This is a genomic window from Guptibacillus hwajinpoensis, from assembly GCF_001039475.1.
Classification (GTDB): domain Bacteria; phylum Bacillota; class Bacilli; order Bacillales; family Guptibacillaceae; genus Guptibacillus; species Guptibacillus hwajinpoensis.
In genome coordinates, this window is sequence record NZ_LELK01000012.1 from 1 (window position 1) to 23,724 (window position 23,724).

28 protein-coding genes and 1 rRNA gene are annotated in these 23,724 nt (G+C 39.7%); 28 read left to right on the plus strand and 1 reads right to left on the minus strand.

Annotated elements, in window-relative coordinates; genetic code table 11:
- Positions 1-161 precede the first annotated feature (161 nt).
- The 11 genes from rrf to rsmI all read left to right on the plus strand — a co-directional run bounded on the left by rrf (position 162) and on the right by rsmI (position 7,882).
- Positions 162-278 (plus strand): 5S ribosomal RNA (gene rrf / locus AB986_RS19700).
- A 510-nt stretch (positions 279-788) separates the two neighbouring features.
- Positions 789-986, plus strand: coding sequence for a sigma factor G inhibitor Gin (locus tag AB986_RS19705; RefSeq protein WP_048313365.1), 198 nt, complete (start codon positions 789-791; stop codon positions 984-986).
- A gap of 165 nt (positions 987-1,151) precedes the next feature.
- Positions 1,152-2,600 carry an aminotransferase class I/II-fold pyridoxal phosphate-dependent enzyme gene (locus AB986_RS19710; RefSeq protein WP_048313366.1) on the plus strand — a complete coding sequence of 483 codons (1,449 nt, stop codon included), beginning with the start codon at positions 1,152-1,154 and terminating at the stop codon, positions 2,598-2,600.
- 4 nt (positions 2,601-2,604) lie between these two features.
- Complete coding sequence (tmk, locus tag AB986_RS19715) at positions 2,605-3,243, plus strand: dTMP kinase (protein WP_048313367.1); 639 nt, start codon at positions 2,605-2,607, stop codon at positions 3,241-3,243.
- 38 nt (positions 3,244-3,281) lie between these two features.
- Positions 3,282-3,611 (plus strand): cyclic-di-AMP receptor, encoded by a 330-nt coding sequence (locus AB986_RS19720; protein WP_048313368.1) that lies wholly within the window; start codon positions 3,282-3,284, stop codon positions 3,609-3,611.
- A gap of 26 nt (positions 3,612-3,637) precedes the next feature.
- A complete protein-coding gene (gene holB / locus AB986_RS19725) occupies positions 3,638-4,624 on the plus strand; it encodes a DNA polymerase III subunit delta' (RefSeq protein ID WP_048313369.1) in 987 nt (328 codons plus the stop codon).
- A 4-nt stretch (positions 4,625-4,628) separates the two neighbouring features.
- The gene (locus AB986_RS19730) at positions 4,629-5,456 is read left to right on the plus strand and encodes a PSP1 domain-containing protein (RefSeq protein WP_048313370.1); all 828 of its coding nucleotides are present in this window, start codon (positions 4,629-4,631) and stop codon (positions 5,454-5,456) included.
- A 16-nt stretch (positions 5,457-5,472) separates the two neighbouring features.
- Complete coding sequence (yabA, locus tag AB986_RS19735; protein WP_048313371.1) at positions 5,473-5,811, plus strand: DNA replication initiation control protein YabA; 339 nt, start codon at positions 5,473-5,475, stop codon at positions 5,809-5,811.
- 215 nt (positions 5,812-6,026) lie between these two features.
- Positions 6,027-6,764 (plus strand): tRNA1(Val) (adenine(37)-N6)-methyltransferase, encoded by a 738-nt coding sequence (locus AB986_RS19740; protein WP_048313372.1) that lies wholly within the window; start codon positions 6,027-6,029, stop codon positions 6,762-6,764.
- On the plus strand, positions 6,751-7,053 hold the full coding sequence (locus AB986_RS19745; protein ID WP_048313373.1) for a GIY-YIG nuclease family protein: 303 nt from the start codon (positions 6,751-6,753) through the stop codon (positions 7,051-7,053). Before AB986_RS19740 ends, AB986_RS19745 begins: the two co-directional genes overlap by 14 nt.
- Positions 7,013-7,882, plus strand: a complete 870-nt coding sequence (gene rsmI, locus AB986_RS19750; protein ID WP_048313374.1) for a 16S rRNA (cytidine(1402)-2'-O)-methyltransferase — start codon at positions 7,013-7,015, stop codon at positions 7,880-7,882. The genes AB986_RS19745 and rsmI overlap by 41 nt, the downstream gene beginning before the upstream one ends.
- A gap of 70 nt (positions 7,883-7,952) precedes the next feature.
- Here rsmI and abrB read toward each other — a convergent pair whose 3' ends face one another.
- Positions 7,953-8,231 carry a transition state genes transcriptional regulator AbrB gene (gene abrB, locus AB986_RS19755; protein ID WP_048313375.1) on the minus strand — a complete coding sequence of 93 codons (279 nt, stop codon included), beginning with the start codon at positions 8,229-8,231 and terminating at the stop codon, positions 7,953-7,955.
- A 529-nt stretch (positions 8,232-8,760) separates the two neighbouring features.
- Here abrB and metG point away from each other — a divergent pair.
- The 17 genes from metG (at position 8,761) to fin (ending at position 23,715) form a co-directional block, all read left to right on the plus strand.
- Entirely contained in the window at positions 8,761-10,701 is a 1,941-nt protein-coding gene (gene metG / locus AB986_RS19760; RefSeq protein ID WP_048313376.1) for a methionine--tRNA ligase, read from the plus strand.
- Positions 10,702-10,980: 279 nt separating this feature from the next.
- Positions 10,981-11,751: a TatD family hydrolase gene (locus AB986_RS19765; protein WP_048313377.1), complete on the plus strand. Its 771-nt coding sequence runs from the start codon at positions 10,981-10,983 to the stop codon at positions 11,749-11,751.
- Positions 11,752-11,903: 152 nt separating this feature from the next.
- Entirely contained in the window at positions 11,904-13,172 is a 1,269-nt protein-coding gene (locus AB986_RS19770; RefSeq protein ID WP_048313378.1) for a resuscitation-promoting factor, read from the plus strand.
- A gap of 146 nt (positions 13,173-13,318) precedes the next feature.
- Positions 13,319-13,876, plus strand: coding sequence for a ribonuclease M5 (gene rnmV / locus AB986_RS19775; protein ID WP_048313379.1), 558 nt, complete (start codon positions 13,319-13,321; stop codon positions 13,874-13,876).
- Positions 13,873-14,754, plus strand: a complete 882-nt coding sequence (rsmA, locus tag AB986_RS19780; protein ID WP_048313380.1) for a 16S rRNA (adenine(1518)-N(6)/adenine(1519)-N(6))-dimethyltransferase RsmA — start codon at positions 13,873-13,875, stop codon at positions 14,752-14,754. Before rnmV ends, rsmA begins: the two co-directional genes overlap by 4 nt.
- A gap of 177 nt (positions 14,755-14,931) precedes the next feature.
- Positions 14,932-15,810 (plus strand): sporulation peptidase YabG, encoded by an 879-nt coding sequence (gene yabG / locus AB986_RS19785; protein WP_048313381.1) that lies wholly within the window; start codon positions 14,932-14,934, stop codon positions 15,808-15,810.
- Between the two features lie 216 nt (positions 15,811-16,026).
- The gene (gene veg, locus AB986_RS19790; protein ID WP_048313382.1) at positions 16,027-16,284 is read left to right on the plus strand and encodes a biofilm formation stimulator Veg; all 258 of its coding nucleotides are present in this window, start codon (positions 16,027-16,029) and stop codon (positions 16,282-16,284) included.
- Positions 16,285-16,424: 140 nt separating this feature from the next.
- Positions 16,425-16,607, plus strand: coding sequence for a small, acid-soluble spore protein, alpha/beta type (locus AB986_RS19795; RefSeq protein WP_048313383.1), 183 nt, complete (start codon positions 16,425-16,427; stop codon positions 16,605-16,607).
- Between the two features lie 180 nt (positions 16,608-16,787).
- Positions 16,788-17,657: a 4-(cytidine 5'-diphospho)-2-C-methyl-D-erythritol kinase gene (gene ispE / locus AB986_RS19800; RefSeq protein ID WP_048313384.1), complete on the plus strand. Its 870-nt coding sequence runs from the start codon at positions 16,788-16,790 to the stop codon at positions 17,655-17,657.
- A gap of 61 nt (positions 17,658-17,718) precedes the next feature.
- Positions 17,719-18,573 (plus strand): pur operon repressor, encoded by an 855-nt coding sequence (purR, locus tag AB986_RS19805; RefSeq protein ID WP_048313385.1) that lies wholly within the window; start codon positions 17,719-17,721, stop codon positions 18,571-18,573.
- Positions 18,570-18,944, plus strand: a complete 375-nt coding sequence (locus tag AB986_RS19810; RefSeq protein ID WP_048313386.1) for a RidA family protein — start codon at positions 18,570-18,572, stop codon at positions 18,942-18,944. Before purR ends, AB986_RS19810 begins: the two co-directional genes overlap by 4 nt.
- 155 nt (positions 18,945-19,099) lie before the next feature.
- On the plus strand, positions 19,100-19,390 hold the full coding sequence (gene spoVG / locus AB986_RS19815; RefSeq protein WP_048313387.1) for a septation regulator SpoVG: 291 nt from the start codon (positions 19,100-19,102) through the stop codon (positions 19,388-19,390).
- A 188-nt stretch (positions 19,391-19,578) separates the two neighbouring features.
- On the plus strand, positions 19,579-20,946 hold the full coding sequence (glmU, locus tag AB986_RS19820) for a bifunctional UDP-N-acetylglucosamine diphosphorylase/glucosamine-1-phosphate N-acetyltransferase GlmU (RefSeq protein ID WP_048313388.1): 1,368 nt from the start codon (positions 19,579-19,581) through the stop codon (positions 20,944-20,946).
- A gap of 124 nt (positions 20,947-21,070) precedes the next feature.
- Entirely contained in the window at positions 21,071-22,021 is a 951-nt protein-coding gene (locus AB986_RS19825; protein WP_048313389.1) for a ribose-phosphate diphosphokinase, read from the plus strand.
- A gap of 76 nt (positions 22,022-22,097) precedes the next feature.
- Positions 22,098-22,748 (plus strand): 50S ribosomal protein L25/general stress protein Ctc, encoded by a 651-nt coding sequence (locus AB986_RS19830; protein WP_048313390.1) that lies wholly within the window; start codon positions 22,098-22,100, stop codon positions 22,746-22,748.
- 121 nt (positions 22,749-22,869) lie between these two features.
- Positions 22,870-23,427, plus strand: a complete 558-nt coding sequence (gene pth, locus AB986_RS19835) for an aminoacyl-tRNA hydrolase (RefSeq protein ID WP_048313391.1) — start codon at positions 22,870-22,872, stop codon at positions 23,425-23,427.
- A gap of 57 nt (positions 23,428-23,484) precedes the next feature.
- Positions 23,485-23,715, plus strand: a complete 231-nt coding sequence (gene fin, locus AB986_RS19840; RefSeq protein WP_048313392.1) for an anti-sigma-F factor Fin — start codon at positions 23,485-23,487, stop codon at positions 23,713-23,715.
- The last annotated feature ends 9 nt before the right edge of the window (positions 23,716-23,724 follow it).

Genomic DNA, 23,724 nt, shown 5'->3' on the forward strand with positions numbered 1-23,724 from the left:
TGAGCCGTTTAAATCCGACAAGCGTTGGAAGCTTTTGAGTCAGACGCGCTTTATGCGTCAGGCGAAAAAGGTGAAACAATCGAGGATTTGGCTCACGTAGCTAGACATTCTTATTGGAATCGTTGGAAGTGCTATCTAGTTTTCAGGGAATACCCTGTTAGTCTAGTGATGATGGCGAAGAGGTCACACCCGTTCCCATGCCGAACACGGAAGTTAAGCTCTTCAGCGCCGATGGTAGTTGGGGGATCTCCCCCTGCAAGAGTAGGACGTCGCTGGGCAATGATGAAAAGTCAGAGATCAAATGATCTNCTTTTTTTGTATGGTTTTAGCTAATCTTACTTCATGAATAAACAAGAAAAGCATCTTCGAAAGCTACGCAGGGGTGGGAGAAGCAAGAAATTCGAGGAAGCAAGTGATGTCAGACCGGAGTGGATATTCGGGAGATCCATGAGGATCTGGCATGTAGTTTTAAGCTAGCAAACGCAGCTTTCAAAAGAAATCGCGGATATAATCTCAAATTCGCAGATAAAATGATGGGAATCGCGGATATACCCAGAAAAACGCGGATATATCGTAAATATCGCGGAAATACATTTCAAATCCAAACTCACGTCCTTCCCAGCTTGATCAGTATACCAATGAAATTTTACTTTCTTTTGTAAATGACTGACACGGGATAAGTTAGAGTAACATACGCTTAAAAAGAAGTAAGAATTCATCTTACAAGTCAGAAAACTAGTATAGATCCACCATAATTGGGCAAAGCTTTTATCATGGAGGTGGGGACAATGGAGAATGCGATCAGGCATACTGCAGGTGAATGTTGCCTTGTTTGTGAAGAAACCAGCTTAGTAGGAATTCATATATGCGGGCGGTTTATTTGTAACGAATGTGAACGTAAGGTTGTTGAAACAGATACGAGTCATGAAGATTATCAATACTACTTAAAGAAACTACGGAAATTAAGTTTAAGTCGATTAGCATAAGCAGATAGCTGTAAGCCTGAGCTATCTGCATTTTTTTGTTTAGTTGGCCGAAAGCATTCACATGGAAACATCCTCAAAAGGACTTCACCGTACTTCTATCAACTTGCAGATAGTGATAGAATACTAGTATAAGGACAAAGATGATGTTTAGGAGATAGAGCGTGAATGAAGCACCATATTAAAAAGGCGCCACTTTTTGAAGCATTAACAAAATGGAAAGAGAAAGAGCCAGTTTCCTTTCATGTACCTGGACATAAAAACGGAGCAGTTTTTTCGAAAGATTGGAATGCAGATCAATTGTATCGTGGTTTGTTATCGATCGATGCAACAGAGCTCTCTGGGCTTGATGATTTACATGCAGCAGATGGTCCTATTCGTGAGGCTGAGCAACTTACGGCTGAATTTTATGGTAGTATAGATAGCCGCTTTCTAGTAGGAGGATCAACTGCAGGTAACCTTGCGATGCTAATGGGAGTTTGTTCTGAAGGAGATCAAGTTTTTGTCCAAAAAAACTGTCATAAATCTGTTTTGAATGGACTTCGCCTATCAAAAGCATGCCCAGTTTTTCTTTCTCCAGTGGTAGATTCTGAAAGTCAGGTGGCAACTGGAATAACAATCGATACATTACGAAAGGCGCTCGCTACGTATCCAAGTGTGAAAGCCATCGTACTCACAAATCCTAATTATTACGGTATGACAATAGATCTTAAACCCATTATCTCATATGCTCATGAGAACGGAGTGGCCGTTCTGGTTGATGAAGCGCATGGGGCTCATTATGCAAGAGAGCCGTACTTTCCTAGAAGTGCTGTGCAGCTTGGTGCAGATTTGGTTGTACAATCTGCCCACAAAACACTTCCTGCCATGACGATGGGATCTTATTTGCATGTTGGTAATGCAGTATTTCGAAAAGCGGTTAATGAATATCTAGAACTATTTCAGTCAAGCAGTCCATCCTATCCAATTATGGGATCATTAGATCTGTCGAGACACTATCTCTCTTCTCTATCTGATGATAAGTTAGTACAGATAGTAAGCGAGATCAATACGTTTAGAGAACAGTTAAAAACTCTGTCTGGTATTACCGTTATTGAAAAGAATGGTAAAGCCTATGATCAACTAGATCCTTTGAAAATTACGGTACAGGTAAGAGGTCTGTCAGGTTATGAGTTAGCAGCCCAACTAGAAAAGGAAGGGATTTTCGTTGAGTTAGCTGATCCGTTAAATGTTCTTCTTGTTTGTCCACTTGCTTCTCTACCTGATCATTTTGAAAAAGCTAGAATGGCTTTTGATCAAATTGTGAGTGGGGTTGGCAATACTAATACTGAGATAGTACGTCATGGCGTTCATTGGTTGGAAGAAGATATTACATTTCCTGCTTATTCCTTTATAGAGTTGGAGACGATGAATAAAGAAGAAGTTAATTTTAAAAAAGCAGCTGGTTCAATTGCTGCTAGAGCAATTATTCCATATCCCCCCGGAATTCCGATCGTAATGCCAGGAGAAAGAATAAGCATGAGGAGTATACGGATGCTTGAAACTGTTATACAAGGTGGAGGGCACGTACAAGGGATGAAGGAAAATAGGATTGAGATTGCTATAGAAGAGGAGTAGGGCATTGAGAGGTTTATTTATTACATTTGAAGGACCTGATGGCGCAGGTAAATCGACGCAGGTTCAGAAATTATCGAATTACTTAACTGAGGAAGGAATTCCTTTTATCCATACAAGAGAGCCAGGTGGCACAGCTATTAGCGATCAAATTCGTTCGTTAATTCTTAATCCTGTGCATAAGGAAATGGTTGATGAGACTGAAGTGCTATTATATGCAGCTTCAAGGTCTCAGCATGTGAAAGAGAAGATTGTTCCTGCACTTGAGCAAGGCTATATTGTTCTTTGTGATCGCTTTGTTGATGCATCCATTGCTTATCAGGGTGTCGGGCTTGGACTGGATGTAGAAAAGATTAAACTGATTAATGAATTTGCAACAGGTGGTCTAACGCCAGATCGTAGCTATATGATTGATCTTCCTGTTTCAGTTGGAAGAGAAAGAATGGCTGCTAGAAATCAATTGGATCGTATCGAACAAAAAGGAACAGCGTATCATGAGACTGTACGTGGAGCTTTCCTAGAATTGTACGAAGAACAACAAGAACGCATCACACTTATAAACGGTGAGAATAATGTCGAAGAGATTTTTCGTACTATAAAAAAGGATTTTATATCTCTTTGGGATAACTATTGTAAGAACAACTAATTAACGGGTGAATGCTTGCTGCCCGGGGAGGGATAAATATGAAACTAGTTATGGCTGTTGTTCAGGATAAGGATAGCAACCGATTATCCAACGCCCTGGTGGATCATAATTTTCAGGCGACCAAGCTTGCTACCACCGGTGGGTTTTTACGCGCAGGTAATACAACTTTCTTGGTTGGTACTGAGGATCATCGAGTACAGAAGCTTCTCGATATTATTAAAGACAATTGTCAAAGTAGAGAACAGATGGTCGCTCCTGTATCACCTATGGGTGGTAATGCGGATTCTTATGTTCCATATCCGGTTGAAGTTTCAGTTGGAGGAGCAACAGTATTTGTGCTTCCAGTAGAAGCGTTCCACCATTTCTAAATTGTGCGGTAGGATGAGTGATAGTTATGATAGATTGGAATGAATTAAAAAAACGGCAGCCGACCGTTGTCCGTATGATAATGAACAGCTTTCATAAAGATCGCCTTTCTCATGCGTATTTATTTGATGGAGGGGCAGGTACGGGGAAAAAGGATATAGCTGTACACATGGCAAAAACCTATTTTTGTCAGAAACGTACTAATATTGAACCTTGTCAAGATTGTAAGGATTGCAAGCGAATCGATTCAGGGAATCATCCTGATCTCCACTTAATTGAGCCAGATGGACAATCGATCAAAATTGATCAAATTCGTAAGTTGCAAAAAGAGTTTTCTTATCTAGGAGTAGAATCTCGTAAGAAAGTTTATATATTGAATCATTCAGATCGAATGACAACACAAGCTGCCAATAGTTTACTTAAGTTTCTTGAAGAGCCCGGACAGATGACAATGGCTATTCTATTAACTGAACAAAAACAGCATATTTTATCAACTATTTATTCGAGATGTCAGGTTATCACATTTCGTCCGCTCTCAACAAATGGCGTTGAAGAAGCTCTTGTGAGTGAAGGTGTACCTCCACAACTTGCAAAAACAGCATCACAATTAACGAATGATCAACGTACTGCAAAGGAGTTAGCGCTTGATGAGTGGTTTGCACAGGCGAGAGCGATAGTGATACAATTGACTGAAGAGTTGAAGGAAAGACCTCATCAGGTTTTCCTAACGATCCATGACAAATGGCTACCACATTTCAAGGATAAATCGCAGCAAGATATGGGACTTAATCTTATGCTTTTCTGGTATAAGGATTTAATGAAAATACAACTGCAAGATAACCGCATTGTCTATGCAGATCAGAAGGATAAGCTCGAACGTTATGCCCTTCAATTCGGAAGAAAGAAGATAAGCCAGCATATGATGGCAATACTTGATGCCAAAAGACGTCTGAGTGCCAATACAAACCCGCAGTTTGTGATGGAACAGTTAGTGCTCAGGTTACGGGAGGGATAAGTTTGTGTATGAAGTAGTCGGTGTTCGCTTCAAGAAAGCGGGTAAGATCTATTACTTTGATCCGAGTAGCCTCCAGGTATCAGACAAAGAATATGTCATAGTGGAGACTGCAAGAGGGGTTGAATTCGGTAAAGTCGTTTTAGCCAACAAGCAGGTTGATGAAGAGGATGTAGTACTCCCTCTCAAAAAGGTAATCCGTATAGCTGATGAAAAAGATCGGTTAGCGGTTGAAGATAATAAACATGCAGCTCAAGAAGCATTTGATGTGTGTGTTGCTAAAATTGAAGAGTACAAGCTGGATATGAAGCTTGTTGATGTAGAATATACATTTGACCGCAATAAAATCATTTTTTATTTTACGGCAGATGGAAGAGTCGATTTTCGCGAGCTTGTTAAAGGACTCGCATCGATCTTCAGAACAAGAATTGAATTACGCCAAATTGGCGTAAGAGATGAAGCGAAGATGCTCGGTGGGATTGGTCCGTGCGGCAGAATGCTTTGCTGCTCAACATGGCTTGGAGATTTTGAGCCTGTTTCGATCAAAATGGCGAAAGATCAAAACCTTTCCTTAAATCCTGCCAAAATTTCTGGACTGTGCGGCAGATTAATGTGCTGTTTGAAGTACGAAAATGATGCGTATGAATCAGGTAAGAAGGAACTTCCCGATGTTGGGAAGACGATTAATACAGGTCAGGGCAAAGGAAAAGTTGTCGGGTTGAATATTCTAGAACGTCTTGTACAGGTAGAGTTATTCGAACTTAACCGTGTGACAGAATATACGCTTGATGAATTGATTCAAGACGGCGCAGTATCTACGCAAGCCACAGATTGATTGAGGTGGGACGGAAGTGGAGAAAAAAGAAGTTTTTTCACGTGTAAGCTCAATGGAAGAACAGATTGGTGACTTATACAAACAATTAGGCGAACTTAAAGAACATCTTGCAGGACTTCTGGAAGAAAATCACCATCTCGAAATTGAGAATCACCACTTGCGAGAGAGGTTGGAACAAACTTCTGAGCCAAAGCCATCTGGCAGAAAGAAGCGAGGAAAGCCAGAAGTTGGAGAGGGCTACGATAATCTTGCCCGTCTGTATCAAGAAGGCTTCCACATCTGCAATCTACACTATGGAAGTATACGAACAGAAGGAGATTGTCTATTCTGCCTGTCGTTCTTAAATAAAAAGTAGTGATCTGGTCTTTCCAAATCTGGAAAGACCTTTTTTACACTTATTGGCCTAATTATCAAGGCTCTTTTGGTATACATTGATGCTTTTAGATAAGTGGTTAATTTCCGCTCCAATTAGCGAAGTGTGGTTTTTATTCATTCATTGATTCAAAAAACAATCTATTAGAAAAGAGCCATATTAAAATAGAATTAGTTTAGAGATAGGAGATCGCCATCATGCAATTAAACGATGATGAACGTATCGATTACGTCATTCAAGATGAGTTACAAATCATTCAGAGTCCGACTGTTTTTTCATTTTCTCTTGATGCCCTACTACTTGCCAGTTTTGCTTGGGTACCAATTAAGCGTGGTAAGATTATTGACCTTTGTACAGGTAATGGCATTATTCCGTTACTTTTATCAAGGCAAAGTGAAATTTCTATTGAAGGTGTAGAGATACAGGAAAGACTATATGATATGGGAACTCGAAGCGTAGTATTAAATCAACTCGAGAATCAAATTACGCTTCATCGTGCAGATCTTCGTGATTTGCCTATAGAGTTAAAGCGTGAGTCATATGATGCCGTTACGTGCAACCCGCCATATTTCAAAAGTAAGCGTAATGAACAACGGAATCTCAACGAACATTTAACGATTGCTCGCCATGAGGTTATGTGCACGCTTGAGGACGTTATTCAATCATGTAGCAGTCTTGCGAAACAGGGTGGAAAAGTGTCTCTTGTTCATCGTCCTGAAAGATTGCTTGATATTATGACGTTAATGCGGAAGTATCGAATTGAACCAAAGCGAATGCAGCTAGTTTATCCAAAGGCAGGTAAGGAAGCGAACACACTATTAATTGAAGGCATCAAAGATGGAAAGCCAGATCTTAAAGTGCTCCCTCCATTTACTGTTTATAATGGAGATAATACGTATACAGATGAAATGAGAGCAGTTTATGAAGAGCTCTAAGCATATTGTTTATATTTTGGAGTGTCGAGACGGTACTTATTACACCGGCTATACAACCGATTTACCACATCGATTGGAGCAACATGCATGTGGCAAAGGGGCAAAGTATACAAGGGGAAGAGCACCGTTATCACTTGTTTATCATGCACTATTTGAGACAAAACGTGAAGCAATGCAAGAGGAATATCGCATTAAACAACTAACTCGCGCTCAGAAAGAAAAGATCATTACAGAAGAGGTGCAAACCAATGAGGAGTCAGCAGAGTTACAAAGAAAGCGAGACCGGTAAACTCTACCTTGTGCCAACGCCAATTGGCAATCTAAATGACATGACATTTCGCGCCATTCAAACTTTGAAAGATGTCGACCTGATTGCAGCAGAAGATACTAGACAATCGAAGAAACTAACCAATCACTTTGAAATTGAAACAAGGTTAACGAGTTATCATGAACATAATAAAGAAGCAAGCGGTCTGAAATTACTTGAACGTTTGCGCGAAGGACAGAATATTGCTCTTATCAGCGATGCAGGAATGCCCGCTATCTCAGACCCAGGTTATGAACTTGTATCAGCATGTGTTGATGAGAATATTCCAGTCATTCCTTTGCCAGGTGCAAATGCAGCTATTACAGCACTCATTGCATCAGGGTTACCTACTCAACATTTCTATTACTATGGCTTCCTTTCAAGACAGAAAAAAGAGCGGAAGAATGAATTGAATGGATTGAAAAGCATTCCATCACCCGTTCTCTTTTATGAAGCACCACATCGTCTTAAAGAAATGCTGAAAGCAATCCTTGAGAATCTCGGGAATAGAGAAATTATTATAGCAAGAGAGTTAACTAAGAAGTATGAAGAATTTATTAGAGGTAGTGCTGAAGAAGTACTGCTATGGTGTGATCAGAATGAGATACGTGGTGAATTTTGTGTTATTGTGAATGGCAGCACAGAGGAACCCGTTCAGGAAAAGCAATGGTGGGAAACGCTATCGTTGCATGCGCATGTTGATCACTATATTAATGAAGGAATGAAGAGTAAAGAAGCTATAAAGCAGGTATCTACAGAACGAGAGATACCGAAAAGAGATGTCTATCAAGCCTACCATGTCGAATCGTAAGTGATGGTAAACATATAGGATAGAAGAAAAGCTCCTACCAAAATTGGCAGGAGCTTTTTTAATAAGAAAATTATTTTGCTAGAGCTTTTTGAATCTCTTCTAATACTTGTTCTGCACCTTCACGGCTAAGGATAAGCTTCCCATCACCAATTGCAAGGTTGTCGTCAGATACTTCCCCAGTTACCTGGCAAGTCATGTTAGGCTTGTACTTCTTTAAAATAATGCGCTCATCATCAACATAGATTTCAAGAGCATCCTTTTCTGCAATTCCGAGCGTACGACGAAGTTCAATCGGAATTACAACGCGACCTAGCTCATCAACTTTCCGTACGATACCAGTAGATTTCATTTTTAAATCTCCCCTATTCCCAATTTTATAATACGTCAAATTTCGACAAAATTCTCTATTTATGTTCTATATAATACCAGTGTTTCCCATTAGCGTCAATGTTTTTAATAGGGTAAATATTTCCTTCATAACAGTCATTAGCACACGTTTTATCGCATTATATAGACAGTCAAAGTTATCGATTTAAATGATAATTCGACAATTTTCTTGTAAATCCTTCGACATTAATTGTAAAATTGTGTAGGTAAGTTTATCCAAATTTGATGTCCTTGCAATTCTTCCTTAAATTAGGTATATTTTGATGAAGAAGATTTAGTAATAGGACGAATAGAAATAGTGTACATAACGATAATTATTAGCCTTATCGTGGGTTGTAGCTGAGAGTTGCTAGCACTCTCGTCCTAAAGGGCGGGAGTTTTTTATTCTCACAAATGCAGGACTGATTAAATGATCTAGCAGATGGAACAGAACAAGCCGCATCAGGTTCGAAGATCCACTTTATAACTGTATTAATCAAGGAGGAAGTATCATGGGTGACAAGACATTTTATATTACAACACCAATTTATTATCCGAGTGGTAAGTTACATATCGGTCATGCTTACACAACAGTTGCCGGCGACGCAATGGCAAGATACAAGCGACTTAGAGGTTTTGAGGTTCAATATTTAACTGGAACTGATGAACATGGTCAAAAGATTCAAAAGAAAGCACAAGAACAAGGTGTTACACCTCAAAAGTACGTAGACGACATTGTAGCTGGCATTAAAGATTTGTGGGATAAACTGGATATTAGCTACGATGATTTCATTCGTACGACAGAGAAACGCCACGAAGATATCGTCGAAACAATCTTCCAGAAGATGTATGAAAAAGGTGATATCTACCTGGATCAATATGAGGGTTGGTACTGTACCCAATGTGAAGCTTTCTTTACGGAACGTCAGCTTGTAGATGGTAAATGTCCTGATTGCGGAAGAGAAGTCGAGAAAGTTAAAGAAGAATCTTACTTCTTTAAGATGGGTAAATACTCTGATCGACTTCTAAAGTTCTATGAAGATAATCCTGAGTTTATCCAACCCGAATCTCGCAAAAACGAAATGGTCAATAACTTCATTAAGCCAGGCCTTGAAGATCTTGCTGTGTCTAGAACATCGTTTGATTGGGGTGTAAAAGTTCCAGGAGATCCAAAGCACGTTATTTACGTGTGGATTGATGCACTGTCTAATTACATCACCTCCCTCGGATATGGAACTGAAAACGATGAGTTGTACAATAAGTTCTGGCCAGCTGACGTTCATCTTGTTGGTAAAGAGATTGTAAGGTTCCACACGATCTATTGGCCGATTATGTTAATGTCGTTGGACTTACCTTTACCAAAGAAAGTATTTGCACACGGATGGTTGCTAATGAAGGACGGTAAAATGTCTAAGTCCAAAGGGAATGTGGTCGATCCCGTGACCTTGATTGATCGTTATGGCTTAGATGCGCTCCGTTATTATTTGCTTCGTGAAGTACCATTCGGTTCAGATGGTGTGTTTACCCCTGAAAGCTTTGTAGAACGGATTAACCATGACCTTGCAAATGATCTCGGCAATCTGTTGAATCGTACGGTAGCAATGATCGATAAATATTTCGATGGAGAGGTTCCAGTATACAATGGCTCGGTAACAGAGTATGATGACACCCTTGTAGAGATGGTGAATTCAACTATTAGTAAAGTAGAAGAATCACTTGAAAATATGGAGTTCTCGGTAGCTCTAGCTTCTATCTGGCAACTTATTAGCCGTACGAACAAGTACATTGATGAGACGACTCCGTGGATTCTTGCCAAGGATGATGCCAATAAAGATCAGCTTGGCGCCGTAATGGTTCACCTTGCTGAATCATTGAGACAAGTTGGGATTCTGCTACAGCCATTCTTAACTCAGACTCCTAAGAAAATTTGGTCACAACTTGGAGTTGAAGAAGGAGAGCGTACAAGTTGGGATTCCCTAGGTTTCCAAAAAGGATTTGGAGGAACAAAAGTTCAGAAAGCTTCTCCTTTATTCCCACGACTTGAACGTGATGAAGAAGTTGCGTACATTGTTGAACAGATGGGTGGTAACGTCGTTCAAGAAGCGCCACCTATTGAGAAGCCGGATCTTGAAGAAATTACAATAGATGATTTCACTAAAGTTGACTTGCGAGTTGCTCAAGTACTTGAAGTTGAACCAGTTAAAAAAGCCAATAAGCTTCTTAAGTTAAAACTAGACCTTGGTTATGAAACAAGGCAGGTTGTGTCTGGTATAGCAAAACACTATAAACCAGAAGAACTTATCGGCAAAAAGGTTGTCTGTGTATCAAATCTTAAGCCGGTGAAGCTAAGAGGAGAACTATCAGAAGGAATGATTCTAGCAGGTGAGCACGACGGTGAACTGAAGTTGTCGACTATTGCTGAAACCCTGCCAAACGGAACGCAAATTAAATAACTTCCAGCTGGACTCGGTCTTTAAAAGACCGGGTCTTTTTTACTTCTTAATTCACAATATATTCCTACGCATCATTTCTTCTTTTATGACTAGCATTCCTGTCTTATGGGACAAAATAATTAGCAGTAGTAGTAAAAACCACTTATTATACTGAATATTCTAACTTCTTTTGTAGGCGTTGTAAAGAAAATGTAATTGAAATGAAACTATTTAGACTTAGTAAAAAACTAGGACATTTGGTACACTAGCATCGTACTAGACCGGAGAAGGGGTTTTGGCATGTTATTCGACACACACACGCATTTGAATGTTGAACAATTTTCCGAAGATCAAAAAGAAGTAATTGAGCGTGCCCAGGCAGCTGGAGTAAGTAAGATGGTTGTAGTTGGCTTCGATCGCGAAACCATTATTCAAGCTATGGCATTAGTAGAAGAATACGATTTTCTATATGCAGCTGTAGGCTGGCATCCTGTTGACGCTATTGACATGAAAGATGAAGATCTAGAGTGGATTGAGCAACTTGCTGAACATCCTAAGGTAGTGGCGATAGGCGAAATGGGACTTGACTATCATTGGGACAAATCACCTCATGACATACAAAAAGATGTTTTTCGTAGGCAAATACAGCTTGCAAAGAAAGTGGATTTACCAATTATCATACATAATCGTGAAGCGACGCGAGATGTTATTGATGTATTGAAAGAAGAGAACGCTGCAGAAGTTGGCGGTATTATGCACTGTTTCGCTGGAACCGTAGAGGAAGCAAATGAGTGTCTTGATATGAATTTCTACATCTCACTTGGTGGGCCAGTGACGTTCAAAAATGCAAAATTGCCGAAAGAAGTAGCGAAAGAAATACCAATCGATCGATTGCTAATTGAAACGGATTGTCCATTTCTAGCACCACATCCTAACCGCGGTAAACGAAATGAACCTTCGTACGTGAAGCTTGTGGCTGAACAAATTGCTGATTTGAAAGAAATGGATTACGAAGAATTAGCAGAAAGAACGACTGAGAACGCCATGAATTTATTTGGTATTAGTCGTTAATTAAAATGACTGTTGTAGTTAAAAGGAAATAAATGCTTTTTGCTAAATTCCCCCCTATTGAAAGCCAGGATATTAATTCTATCAATCTAGTAACAGGGGTGTAAGTCAGAAGCTTTTCTTTAAACAAACGGTTCAGGGAGGAATCTATAACAATGAAATCAAGCATGAACAACTTTGCTCGCTTAAAAAACGCAAAGAACGTCTTCATGATTTTGCTAAGTGTAATTGTATTGGGTTTGGTCTCCGGCTTTATCGTGTTTGAAACTACGAAAGCTTCTGTCACACTTGTTCTTGATGGGGAAAAGAAGCCTGTAGAAACACATGCGGATACAATCGAGGAATTATTACAGGAAGAACAGATTAAACCAACCACTCATGATTATGTTAGCCACGATTTAACAGCAGAGCTTACTTCAGGTGAAGTAATTGAGTGGAAACCAGCTGTTCAAGTTACATTGACTATTAACGGTGAGAATAAAAAAGTATGGACAACTAGAGATACGGTAGATGAACTACTAGAAGATGAGAACGTTAAAGTGAGTGAGCATGATCAATTATCTGCATCAAGAGATGATAAGCTTAAGGAAGACATGAACATTACCGTAGATGAGGCATTTCAAATGACGGTAAATGATGGTGGGAAACAAACGAATGTCTGGACAACTTCGACTACGGTCGCTGGCTTTTTAGAACAGCAGAATATACAACTTGGAGAACTTGATCGCGTAGAACCCGAAAAGGATAGTAACGTTAAAGAGAATTCGGAAATCAAAGTGATTAGAGTAGAAAAAGTCACCGATGTAGTGGAAGAATCGATCGATTATGCGACGGTAACAAAAGAAGATCGTTCAATGCAAAAAGGGAAAGAGAAAATTCTTGAGGCAGGTAGTGAAGGTAAGCAGGAAAAGCATTATGAAGTTGTACTTGAGAACGGTAAAGAAGTATCAAGAGAGCTAAAGAAAACAAAAGTTGTAAAGCAAAAAAGCGATCGCATTGTTTCAGTAGGTACACAAGTCATTACACAATTGGCTGAGAAAAAGAGCAGTAATGCTCCTGCAAAAACGGAAAAATCGACTGCTTCTAAATCTAGTTCCGCACCTAAAAGTAAGTCTAATGCAAGCACGAGTGGTGGTAAAGTGCTAAACGTATCTACGACAGCCTATACAGCTAACTGTACGGGGTGCTCAGGCATTACCTCTACAGGGTATAATCTAAAGACAAACCCAAATGCCAAGGTTATTGCTGTTGACCCTAGTGTTATTCCACTCGGATCGAAAGTCCACGTGGAAGGTTATGGTACGGCAATTGCAGCTGATACTGGTGGAGCAATCAAAGGTAATAAAATTGATGTGTTTTTCTCTTCTAAATCAGCAGCATATGCATGGGGAAACAAGACCGTCAAAATTACAATTCTCAACTAGAGAGAAAGATATGATATGCTAATAACACAGAGTGGACTCCCTCTGTGTTTTTTGTATGATTAAGAAGCAACTAATGAGGAAAACTATACAAATTCATGTAGTACAGAATAAAAAGAGAAATGGTTTTGTAGTACGGAGGAAACTGAGTGAAAATCAAAGAAATAATAATAGTAGAAGGTAAGAATGATACGTTAGCAGTAAAACGAGCTGTTGATGCAGATACACTTGAAACAAACGGATCAGAAATTAGTGAAGAAACACTTCAAAGAATTGAACTTGCATGGAAGAGAAGAGGCGTTATTGTCTTTACTGACCCTGATTACCCAGGTACACGAATTAGACAAATCATTAGTGAGCGACTACCTTCTTGCAAGCATGCTTTTTTAAATAAAAAACATGCAATTTCATCAAATGGCAAGAAGGTTGGTATTGAGCATGCATCAATAACTGACATACAGGAAGCGATTCTATCCGTTAGAGAAGAGATTGAAGCACCAAAGGTCATAATTGAGTGGCAGGATCTCATTACTGCTGGTCTTGTTGTTGGTGAACGTGCAAAAGCAAGAAGGAAGGCGCTTGGCGATCGACTTCAAATGGGATATATGAATGGAAAACAGCTCTATAAACGTTTGCAAATGTTCCAAATCTCAAGAGATGAGTTTAACCGTGCATTAGTAGATGTGCTACAGGAGGAAGAGGAATGAACAAAGAAATATCAACACCTTTTAGAACGAAGGAAATTTTAGCAAAGTATGGATTTACATTTAAGAAAAGCCTTGGCCAGAACTTTTTAATCGATTCGAATGTACTAACGAAAATTGTTGATCAGGCAGAGTTAACACCTGAGTCAGGAGCAATTGAAATTGGACCTGGTATAGGCGCATTAACAGAGAAGCTAGCAAAACGATCGAAAAAAGTCGTTGCATTTGAAATTGATCAGCGTCTTATTCCAATTTTAGAAGATATGCTTTCTCCATATCCACATGTAACGATTCGCCATAGCGATGTTCTTGCTGCAGATGTTCATCAAGTTATTTCTGAGGAGTTCGACGAAGGACAGGATCTTATGGTTGTTGCTAACCTTCCATACTATGTGACAACACCGATCTTAATGAAATTGTTAGAAGAAAAGTTACCTGTACGCGGGATCGTTGTTATGATACAAAAGGAAGTTGCAGAACGCATTGCAGCGAAGCCAGGATCAAAAGAATATGGTTCATTATCGCTAGCAGTTCAGTACCACGCTATAGCTAGAACGGCCCTTACGGTGCCAAAGACGGTATTTGTACCTAAACCGAATGTGGACTCTGCTGTACTACATTTAGAGTTGCGTGAGAAGCCTCCTGTCGATCTTATGAGTGAGTCATATTTCTTTGAAGTTATTCGAGCAAGCTTTGGTCAGCGAAGGAAAACACTTCTAAATAACTTACAAAACAACTTACTTGGGAAAGAGAATAAACCGATGATTGAAGAAGTTTTAAGTGAAACTGGTATAGACGGTAAACGTCGTGGCGAAACACTATCTATGGAAGAGTTTGCTGCATTGAGTAATGCATTTTATAAACGGAAAGATATGAACTAAAACACCCTAAAAGGTGTTTTTTTTATTTATCCAAAGGTTAATTTAGTGAATACCCACTCATATAATCTCTTGTTATGTGATTGAGCTTTCCTACAAGACTCATTTTTTTATAAAGCTCTCATATAGTAGAAAAAGGAGAACACGTATAAAGAGGTCAAGCGGCGTGGAGGGAAGTCGATGACGATGAAAGAAGGAGATATCGTTGCCAGGCGTTCTTATGGCTGTGATCTAATCTTTCGGGTAACTAGGCTAAACGATTCAAGTCAAACGGCAGAATTAGTTGGTGAAGATATGAGGCTCATTGCAGATGCACCATTTGATGATTTGGTGTTAATTGATTCCAGTGAGCATAAAATGAGACGAGAGCAATCGAAAGAAAAGGAGGACTATTCTTTTCGTCTGTTTCGTCAGGATTATCAGTTGTTACGAATGAAGCGTGAGTATACTGCAACAAGTCATTTTAAGAAAGAAACGAGTTTCTTTGAGTTGCCAGGTAAAATTCTTCATATTGATGGCGATCCGCTCTACTTAAGTAAGTGTTTAGAGATGTATAAACGTCTTGGGGTTCCGGTATATGGCTTGTATATGAAGGAAAGTGAGATCCCGGAGAATATTATTAAGCTTGTGAACAATGTGAGACCTGATATTCTTGTGATTACAGGTCACGATGCTTATATAAAACATAAAGGAGAGAAAAAAGATCTCCAATGTTATCGAAATTCACGTTATTTCGTACGTGCTGTGAAAGAAGTAAGAAGTGTCTTTCCGAATTTAGATCATATGGTTATCTTTGCTGGAGCTTGTCAGTCACATTTTGAGTCACTTATTCGGGCTGGAGCAAACTTCGCTAGTTCGCCGGCACGCATTAATATTCATATGTTAGACCCCGTCTTTATTGTCTCTAAAATTGCGTTAACTTCATTTACAGATCATGTAAATGTTTGGGATGCACTGAGAAATACATTAACAGGTGAAGATGGTTTAGGCGGCGTGGAAACAAAAGGAATCTTACGTACAGGTATGCCGATGAAGGAAAATGAAGAGTACTCTGAATAAGAAAACGGTTGGTGAGTTTAACACCGCCGTTTTCTTGTTTTTGGCGGTATTCTTAAAAGATTTACATATTTTTCGACAAACTGAGAAACAATAAAAGTGCACATCTTTAAGAAATAACAATTGACATTGTTTTTGCTTCGTTGTTATAATTTAAGTTTTATTTGACAAGAGTGTGCAAAAGATGTTATAATTTGTCTAAGTGAGGTGGAGGTTCCGATGGCAAAAACGATTATTGAAATCAAACAGACGTTACAGTCTCAGGTTGGCAAACGGTTGACCTTAAAGGCAAACGGTGGTCGCAGAAAGACAATTCAACGTTCAGGCATCCTTGAAGAAACCTACCCGGCAGTTTTCATTGTTAAGCTGGATCAGGACACGAACGCATTTGAGCGTGTTTCGTACAGCTACACAGATATTCTTACAGATACAGTACAAATTACATTTAATGAAGAAACAGCGGCAGTAAGCGGTTAAGGCACATGGTCTAACTGCTTTTTTGCTTTTTCTAGAGGTTACGTTACGATCTTCCTCTATTGGATACATATTCGTGGTATAGCTAGCCCTTTGAATCCTAACAATAAGAGTGTCACAGGATGGAAAGGAGCTTGATTCGCATGGCGAGACATAGAGGTATAATGTCTGATCGACTGAAAGAAGAAATTGCGAAAGAGCTTGGTTTTTATGATACGGTTCAGAAAGAAGGTTGGGGAGGAATAAAAGCTCGCGATGCTGGTAACATCGTGAAGCGTGCAATCCAGCTAGCTGAAGAACAGCTTGTTAACCAACAAAAACACTGAACCCTGTGACGAAGGAACTCTGGCATCATGCCTGAGTTCTTTTTTCTATGTCTTCGTTAGGTCGTTCCTACAGCGGAATGAAGAAATTGAAAGTGTTTCTTTCTTTTCGGCTTGTTGTGTTACAATAATTCACAGTAAGAAAAAATGTCGAACGGTAGAACTAAAATGTAGGTGAACGAGATGAGACAAAAACTGAGTGTGAAAGCACCGGCAAAAATCAATTTGGCACTTGATGTGCTTCATAAACGACCTGATGGATATCATGAGGTTGAAATGATCATGACTAATGTTGATTTAGCAGATCGTCTTGAGTTAACTGAGCTCCGACGCGATGAAATTATTCTTGAATCAACAAGCGGCTTTGTACCTGATGATCAAAGAAATTTGGCATATCAAGCTGCTGCGCTTTTGAAGAAGAAATATCGAATCAAACAGGGGATATCGATCAAAATAGATAAGCAAATTCCTGTTGCAGCAGGGCTAGCCGGGGGAAGTAGTGATGCCGCCGCAGCGCTACGTGGATTAAATGAGCTCTGGCAAATTGGCCTTAGCTATGATGAACTTGCTGAGCTTGGCTCGGAAATTGGCTCTGATGTTGCATTTTGTGTCCATGGTGGTACTGCTCTTGCAAAGGGCCGTGGAGAGGTGATTCAACCATTGGATGCCCCACCCCCATGCTGGGTCATTCTTGCAAAACCTTCAATAGGCGTTTCCACCGCTGATGTGTATAGACGTCTTCGTACAATGGAGATGAAGCATCCAGACGTGAAAGGCATGATGCGTGCAATTGAAGAAAAGAATTACGAAGGCATCTGTCACAACCTAGGCAATGTACTTGAAGATGTCACATTAAAGCTTCATCCAGAAGTGAGACAGATTAAAGAAAAGATGGAGAGCCTTGGGGCAGATGGCGTTCTAATGAGTGGAAGTGGACCTACTGTTTTTGGTCTAACTCGTCATGAATCAAGAATGCAGCGTATTTACAATGGTTTAAGAGGATTCTGTGGACAGGTTTATGCTGTTCGCTTACTCGGTGAGAAGAACCCTTGAATAAATCCGTACATTAGTGATATATTATGATTAATTATTCGGATTTTTTGGAGGTTCTTCTATGAAGATGAAACGGAGTTCTCGACTGGTAGACATGACCAGGTTCTTGTTAGAGCACCCACATAGGTTAGTATCGCTAACTTATTTCTCAGAACGGTATGGAGCGGCTAAATCGTCAATTAGTGAGGATTTGGTCATTATTAAAGAAAATTTTGAACAGCAGGGTGTCGGATCCTTGTTAACGGTTCCTGGTGCGGCTGGTGGAGTTAAATACATGCCTCTTATCAGTGAAGAGGAAGCAGACCGTGTTGTTGGAGAGCTTTGTGAATTTCTTGAAAGCCCAGATCGCCTTCTTCCTGGTGGGTATTTATATTTAACCGATATACTAGGCAATCCAGAAATTATGAACCAGGTTGGACGCTTATTCGCATCTGTATTTGCAGATCGCAAAATTGATGTCGTCATGACGGTTGCGACAAAAGGCATCCCTCTCGCATACGCAGCTGCAAGCCACTTGAATGTTCCTGTCGTTATTGTACGTCGTGATAGCAAGGTTACAGAAGGTTCTACAGTAAGCATTAATTATGTTTCAGGTTCTTCAAAACGAATTCAAACAATGGCGCTTGCGCGAAGAAGTTTAAAACCAGGTGCAAATGTATTAATAGTAGATGATTTTATGAAAGCTGGCGGTACCATTCAAGGAATGGTCAACCTTCTCGAAGAATTTCAAGCTGATGTAGCAGGAATCGGAGTCCTTGTAGAAGCTGAAGGTGAAGGGGAAGAACGTCTAGTAGAAGAATACGTATCCATGATGAATCTTGGTGGGGTCGATATGAAGCAACGTACGATACAAGTTGCTCCTGGAAATTATAAGAAGTTTCTTACTCGATTAACTGAAGGGATGGAAAGCGAATGAATACAGTCTATACTAAGTCAGCACCAGCAGCAATTGGGCCATATTCACAGGGAATGATTGTAAACAACATGTTCTATAGCTCAGGACAGATTCCTCTTAAAGCAGATGGAACGTTGGTTGACGGCCCGATTGAAGAACAAACGCATCAAGTTTTTGCTAATGTTAAGGCAGTATTAGAAGCAGCTGGTTCTTCTCTTACGAATGTAGTCAAAACGACCGTATTTATTAAAGACATGAACCAATTCAGTGCCATTAATGAAATCTATGGTGAATACTTTCATACTCATAAACCAGCAAGATCCTGTGTAGAAGTAGCGCGACTACCAAAGGACGCACTTATTGAAATAGAAGTAATTGCACTTGTAGGTTAATACAAGAAGCACACTCCACTAAGGGGTGTGTTTTTTTTGATATGCAAAAAGTCAAATTATTATAAGATTTTTTATATTTAGAAGAAGGAATTATTGTAAATAAGTTGAATAGTGCATATATGCTCTAATTAATGGAAAAAGGTGGTGCAACCGAGTTGGAAATTACAGATGTTCGCCTACGACGTGTGAATACGGAAGGACGCATGCGCGCGATCGCTTCCATCACAATGGATCATGAATTCGTTGTTCATGATATCCGTGTCATTGATGGAAATAACGGCATGTTTGTAGCGATGCCAAGCAAAAGAACTCCTGATGGTGAGTTTCGCGATATCGCTCATCCTATCTCCTCGAATACAAGGGAAAAGATTCAAACGGCAGTATTAGCTGAATATCATCGCGTTGGTGAAATGGAAACTGCTTATGAGGAAGCTGGCGCCTCCTAATCAGAAAAGCTCGGTCAAATGACCGAGCTTTTTTGTGTTGTCACAAAAAGCGTTAGATCTAGGAATGGTCATATACCGTTCTTTTCCAGCTTCATTATGATGATGTTTTAATGAACGACCTTGAAAATAAGGGGTTTTTGAGATATAGTCATAGTGGAAAAATAGGATATAATGGAGGAACCATATACATGAATAGATTTGCAGTTGTGTTAGCAGCGGGTCAGGGAACACGGATGAAATCAAAGTTATATAAAGTTCTTCATCCCGTTTGTGGGAAGCCTATGGTTGAGCATGTTGTCGATCAGCTTGAGAAGCTTAAGCTCGAGAACATTGTTACGGTAGTTGGGCATGGTGCCGAAAAGGTTCGTGATCAGCTTGGTGCTCAGGTTGAATATGTTCTTCAAGAAGAACAACTTGGAACAGCGCATGCTGTCATGCAGACACAGGATGCATTATCAGATAAAGATGGCGTTACGCTTGTTGTCTGTGGAGACACTCCTTTAATTACAAGTGAAACGATGGATTCTTTATTGTCTTACCATGAAGAGCAGGGAGCGAAAGCAACAATCCTTACTGCCAAAGCGGATAATCCATTTGGGTATGGACGTATTATTCGTGATGAGAACGGTAGTGTACAGCGAATCGTTGAACAGAAAGATGCTAATGAATCAGAACAGCAAGTGACTGAAATAAACACTGGTACATATTGTTTTGATAACAAAACACTATTTGAGACGCTCCAACTCGTTAAGAATGAGAATGCACAAGGCGAATACTACCTTCCAGACGTTGTTGAAATCCTTCAAAAGCAAGGAGAAGTCGTCGGTGCTTATCAAACCGCAGATTTTGATGAAACAATGGGTGTAAATGATCGTGTAGCTCTTTCAAAAGCTGAAATTGCGATGAAAAAACGAATTAATGAGAAGCATATGCGTAATGGCGTTACGTTAATTGATCCTAATCAAACCTATATCTCTCCTGAAGCAGTGATTGGTCAGGATACCATCATCTATCCAGGCTCTACAATCTCTGGAAAAACGATTATTGGTAATGAAGCTCATATTGGTCCGAACTCTGAAATTAAAGATAGTATCGTTGGGGATATGAGTGTTGTGAAACAATCTGTGATTCACGACAGTGAAGTAGGAAATGCTGTAAATATAGGTCCGTATGCTCATGTTCGTCCTTCATCACAAATTGGTGATGATGTGAAAATTGGGAACTTCGTTGAAGTGAAAAAAGCCGTTATGGGTCAAGGCAGTAAAGCTTCACATTTGAGCTACGTAGGCGATGCGGAAATCGGTAAAAATGTGAATCTTGGCTGTGGATCGATTACTGTGAATTATGATGGCAAAAATAAATACCTTACAAAAGTAGAAGACGGTGCGTTTATTGGATGCAACGTGAACTTAATTGCTCCTGTTACTGTAGGTAAAGGTGCTACAGTTGCTGCAGGATCTACGATAACAGACAATGTTCCTGAACAAGCACTGTCGATTGCTCGCTCTCGTCAGACGAATAAAGAAGACTATGCTTCGAAAATGAAGGACAAGTAATTTTTCTAGAAGGTAAGAAAGTGTAAAAAGGTGTCTAGCATTACTTCTAATGTTTCATTAAGCATGCTTTAGAAGGATGAGGCAGTTGCGCTTTTCTTATTAATTAATGGAGGGGTACCAGCCAATGGCTAATTATTTAGATCCAAACCTGAAAGTGTTTAGTTTAAACTCGAATCCTGACCTTGCCGAAGAAATTGTAGAACATATTGGTGTTCCAATGGGAAAATGTTCTGTTGTTCGATTTAGCGACGGAGAAATTCAAATTAACATCGAAGAAAGTATCCGTGGATGTGATGTGTATGTGATTCAATCAACATGTGCGCCTGTAAATGAGAATATTATGGAACTTCTTATTATGGTTGATGCCTTAAAACGTGCTTCAGCAAAAACCATTAACATTGTCCTTCCATACTACGGTTATGCACGTCAGGATCGAAAAGCGAGATCACGTGAGCCGATTACAGCTAAGTTAGTTGCAAATCTTCTAGAGGTAGCTGGCGTGACGCGTCTCATTACATTGGATCTTCATGCATCGCAAATTCAAGGATTCTTCGACATTCCGGTTGATCAGCTAATGGGTGTACCGACACTTGCTAAACATTTCGAAGAGAAAAACCTGGACGATATTGTTGTTGTTTCTCCTGACCATGGTGGAGTGACACGTGCTCGTAAGCTTGCAGAACGACTTAAAGCACCGATTGCAATTATTGATAAGCGCCGTCCTCGTCCTAACGTTGCAGAGGTAATGAATATCGTAGGTAATATTGAAGGCAAAACGGCTATTATTATTGACGACATCATTGATACAGCTGGCACAATCACACTTGCAGCTAATGCTCTTATTGAGAATGGAGCAAAAGAAGTATTTGCTTGCTGTACTCACCCAGTTCTTTCTGGTCCTGCTATTGAGCGTATCGACAATTCTAAGATTAAAGAGCTTGCTATTACAAACACAATTCCGCTACCAGACGAAAAGCGAATTGATAAGATTTCACAACTGTCTGTTGCGCCACTTTTAGGTGAAGCGATTATCCGTGTTCATGAGCAACTTTCTGTAAGTAAACTATTTGATTAAATAAAATATGTTTATTGCCTACTGATTATGGGTATCCATATAGAAGAGTAAAACCTAATCAGGAAGGTGATTTCAAATGGCAGCAACATTAAAAGCATTAGATCGTAATACTACAAAAAGAAGCGAACTTAGAACATTGCGTGAAAAAGAAGAAGGTCTTCCAGCCGTAATCTACGGTAAAGATCGTAAAAGCGCTCCAGTACAAGTTGATGCTTTAGAATTCATTAAAGTTTACCGTGAAGTCGGAAAGAACGGTGTAATTGAACTGGATTTTGAAGGTCAAGGTAAATATCCTGTTATGGTTTATGACATGCAGGTTGATTCAATTAAAAATCATGTGCTACACGTTGATTTCTATTCTGTTGATCTTAACAAAGAAGTAGAAGCGGAAGTACCAGTTCACTTAAAAGGTGAAGCTGCGGGCAGTAAAGAAGGCGGCGTTGTTCAGCAAATGCTTCACGAAATTCTAGTGAAGGCGAAGCCGAACGATTTCCCTGATAGCATTGATGTAGATATTTCTGAACTTAACATCGGGGACGCAGTACAAGCTGGAGATCTTCCAAAGGGCGATAAGTATGAGATCGTTTTAGACGATGAGGAGCCAATTGCTTCAATCGTACCTCCAACAGAAGAGCCTGTTGAGGATGAAGAAGAAGCAGATGAAGTGGCTGAAGAGCCGCCAGCTGATAAAGAAGAAACTGACGATGAAACAACGAAAACAGAATAAACAACAAGGGCGTAACCGAGCAGGTTACGCCTTTTTTTCAAGATATAGGGCCAATAGGTGAATAATCCCCCTGTTTTTTGATACGATAGAAGAAAAGTAATGAAAGGTAGGACGTCATCCGTTGAAATTAATTGTAGGCCTCGGAAATCCCGGGAAGAAATTTGAGCAAACAAGGCATAATGTAGGATTTATGGCAATTGATGAGCTATCAAAAGAGCTTGGCATCTCGTTAGATCAAAAGAAATTTCAAGGTGTTTATGGTAAAGGTATCGTAAATGGAGAAGCCGTCTATTTATTAAAACCACAAACGTATATGAACCTGTCTGGTGAATCAGTACGCCCTCTAATGGAATACTTTAATATTGAGGTTGAAGATTTATTAGTGATTTATGACGATCTTGATCTTCCTACTGGCAAAGTGAGGCTTCGTCAAAAAGGAAGTGCAGGTGGACATAATGGTATGAAATCCATCATTACGCATGTTCACACGCAAGATTTTAAGAGAGTAAGAATCGGAATTGATCGTTCTTCACGTCATTCTGTCATAGACTACGTATTAAAGCCGTTTTCTAAAGAAGAGACTGAACCGATTCAGGATGCCATTGAACGTACTGTAAAAGCCTGTGAAGCTTGGACAACAAATTCTTTTCCAGAAGTTATGAATAAGTTTAACGCTTGAATATCCTTCCATTCTCCCGTCCATACTAATACAAGATAAGGACAGGGAGGATCTGTTATGGATATTCATTATGTATGTCGTCACTGTGGGACTGGATTAGGGAAGTTAAATCCTCAAAACGTCTCTACAGACGAACTAGGTTTTCAACAGCTTACAGAAGAAGAGAGACAATCCATGATTTACTATCATCAAGATGGCACTATTGAAGTGAAGGCCATATGCGAAGACTGTCATGAGGCGATGGGACGTTCACCATCTTTTCATGAGCTTGATACATTTATTCAGTAAGTAGCTTTG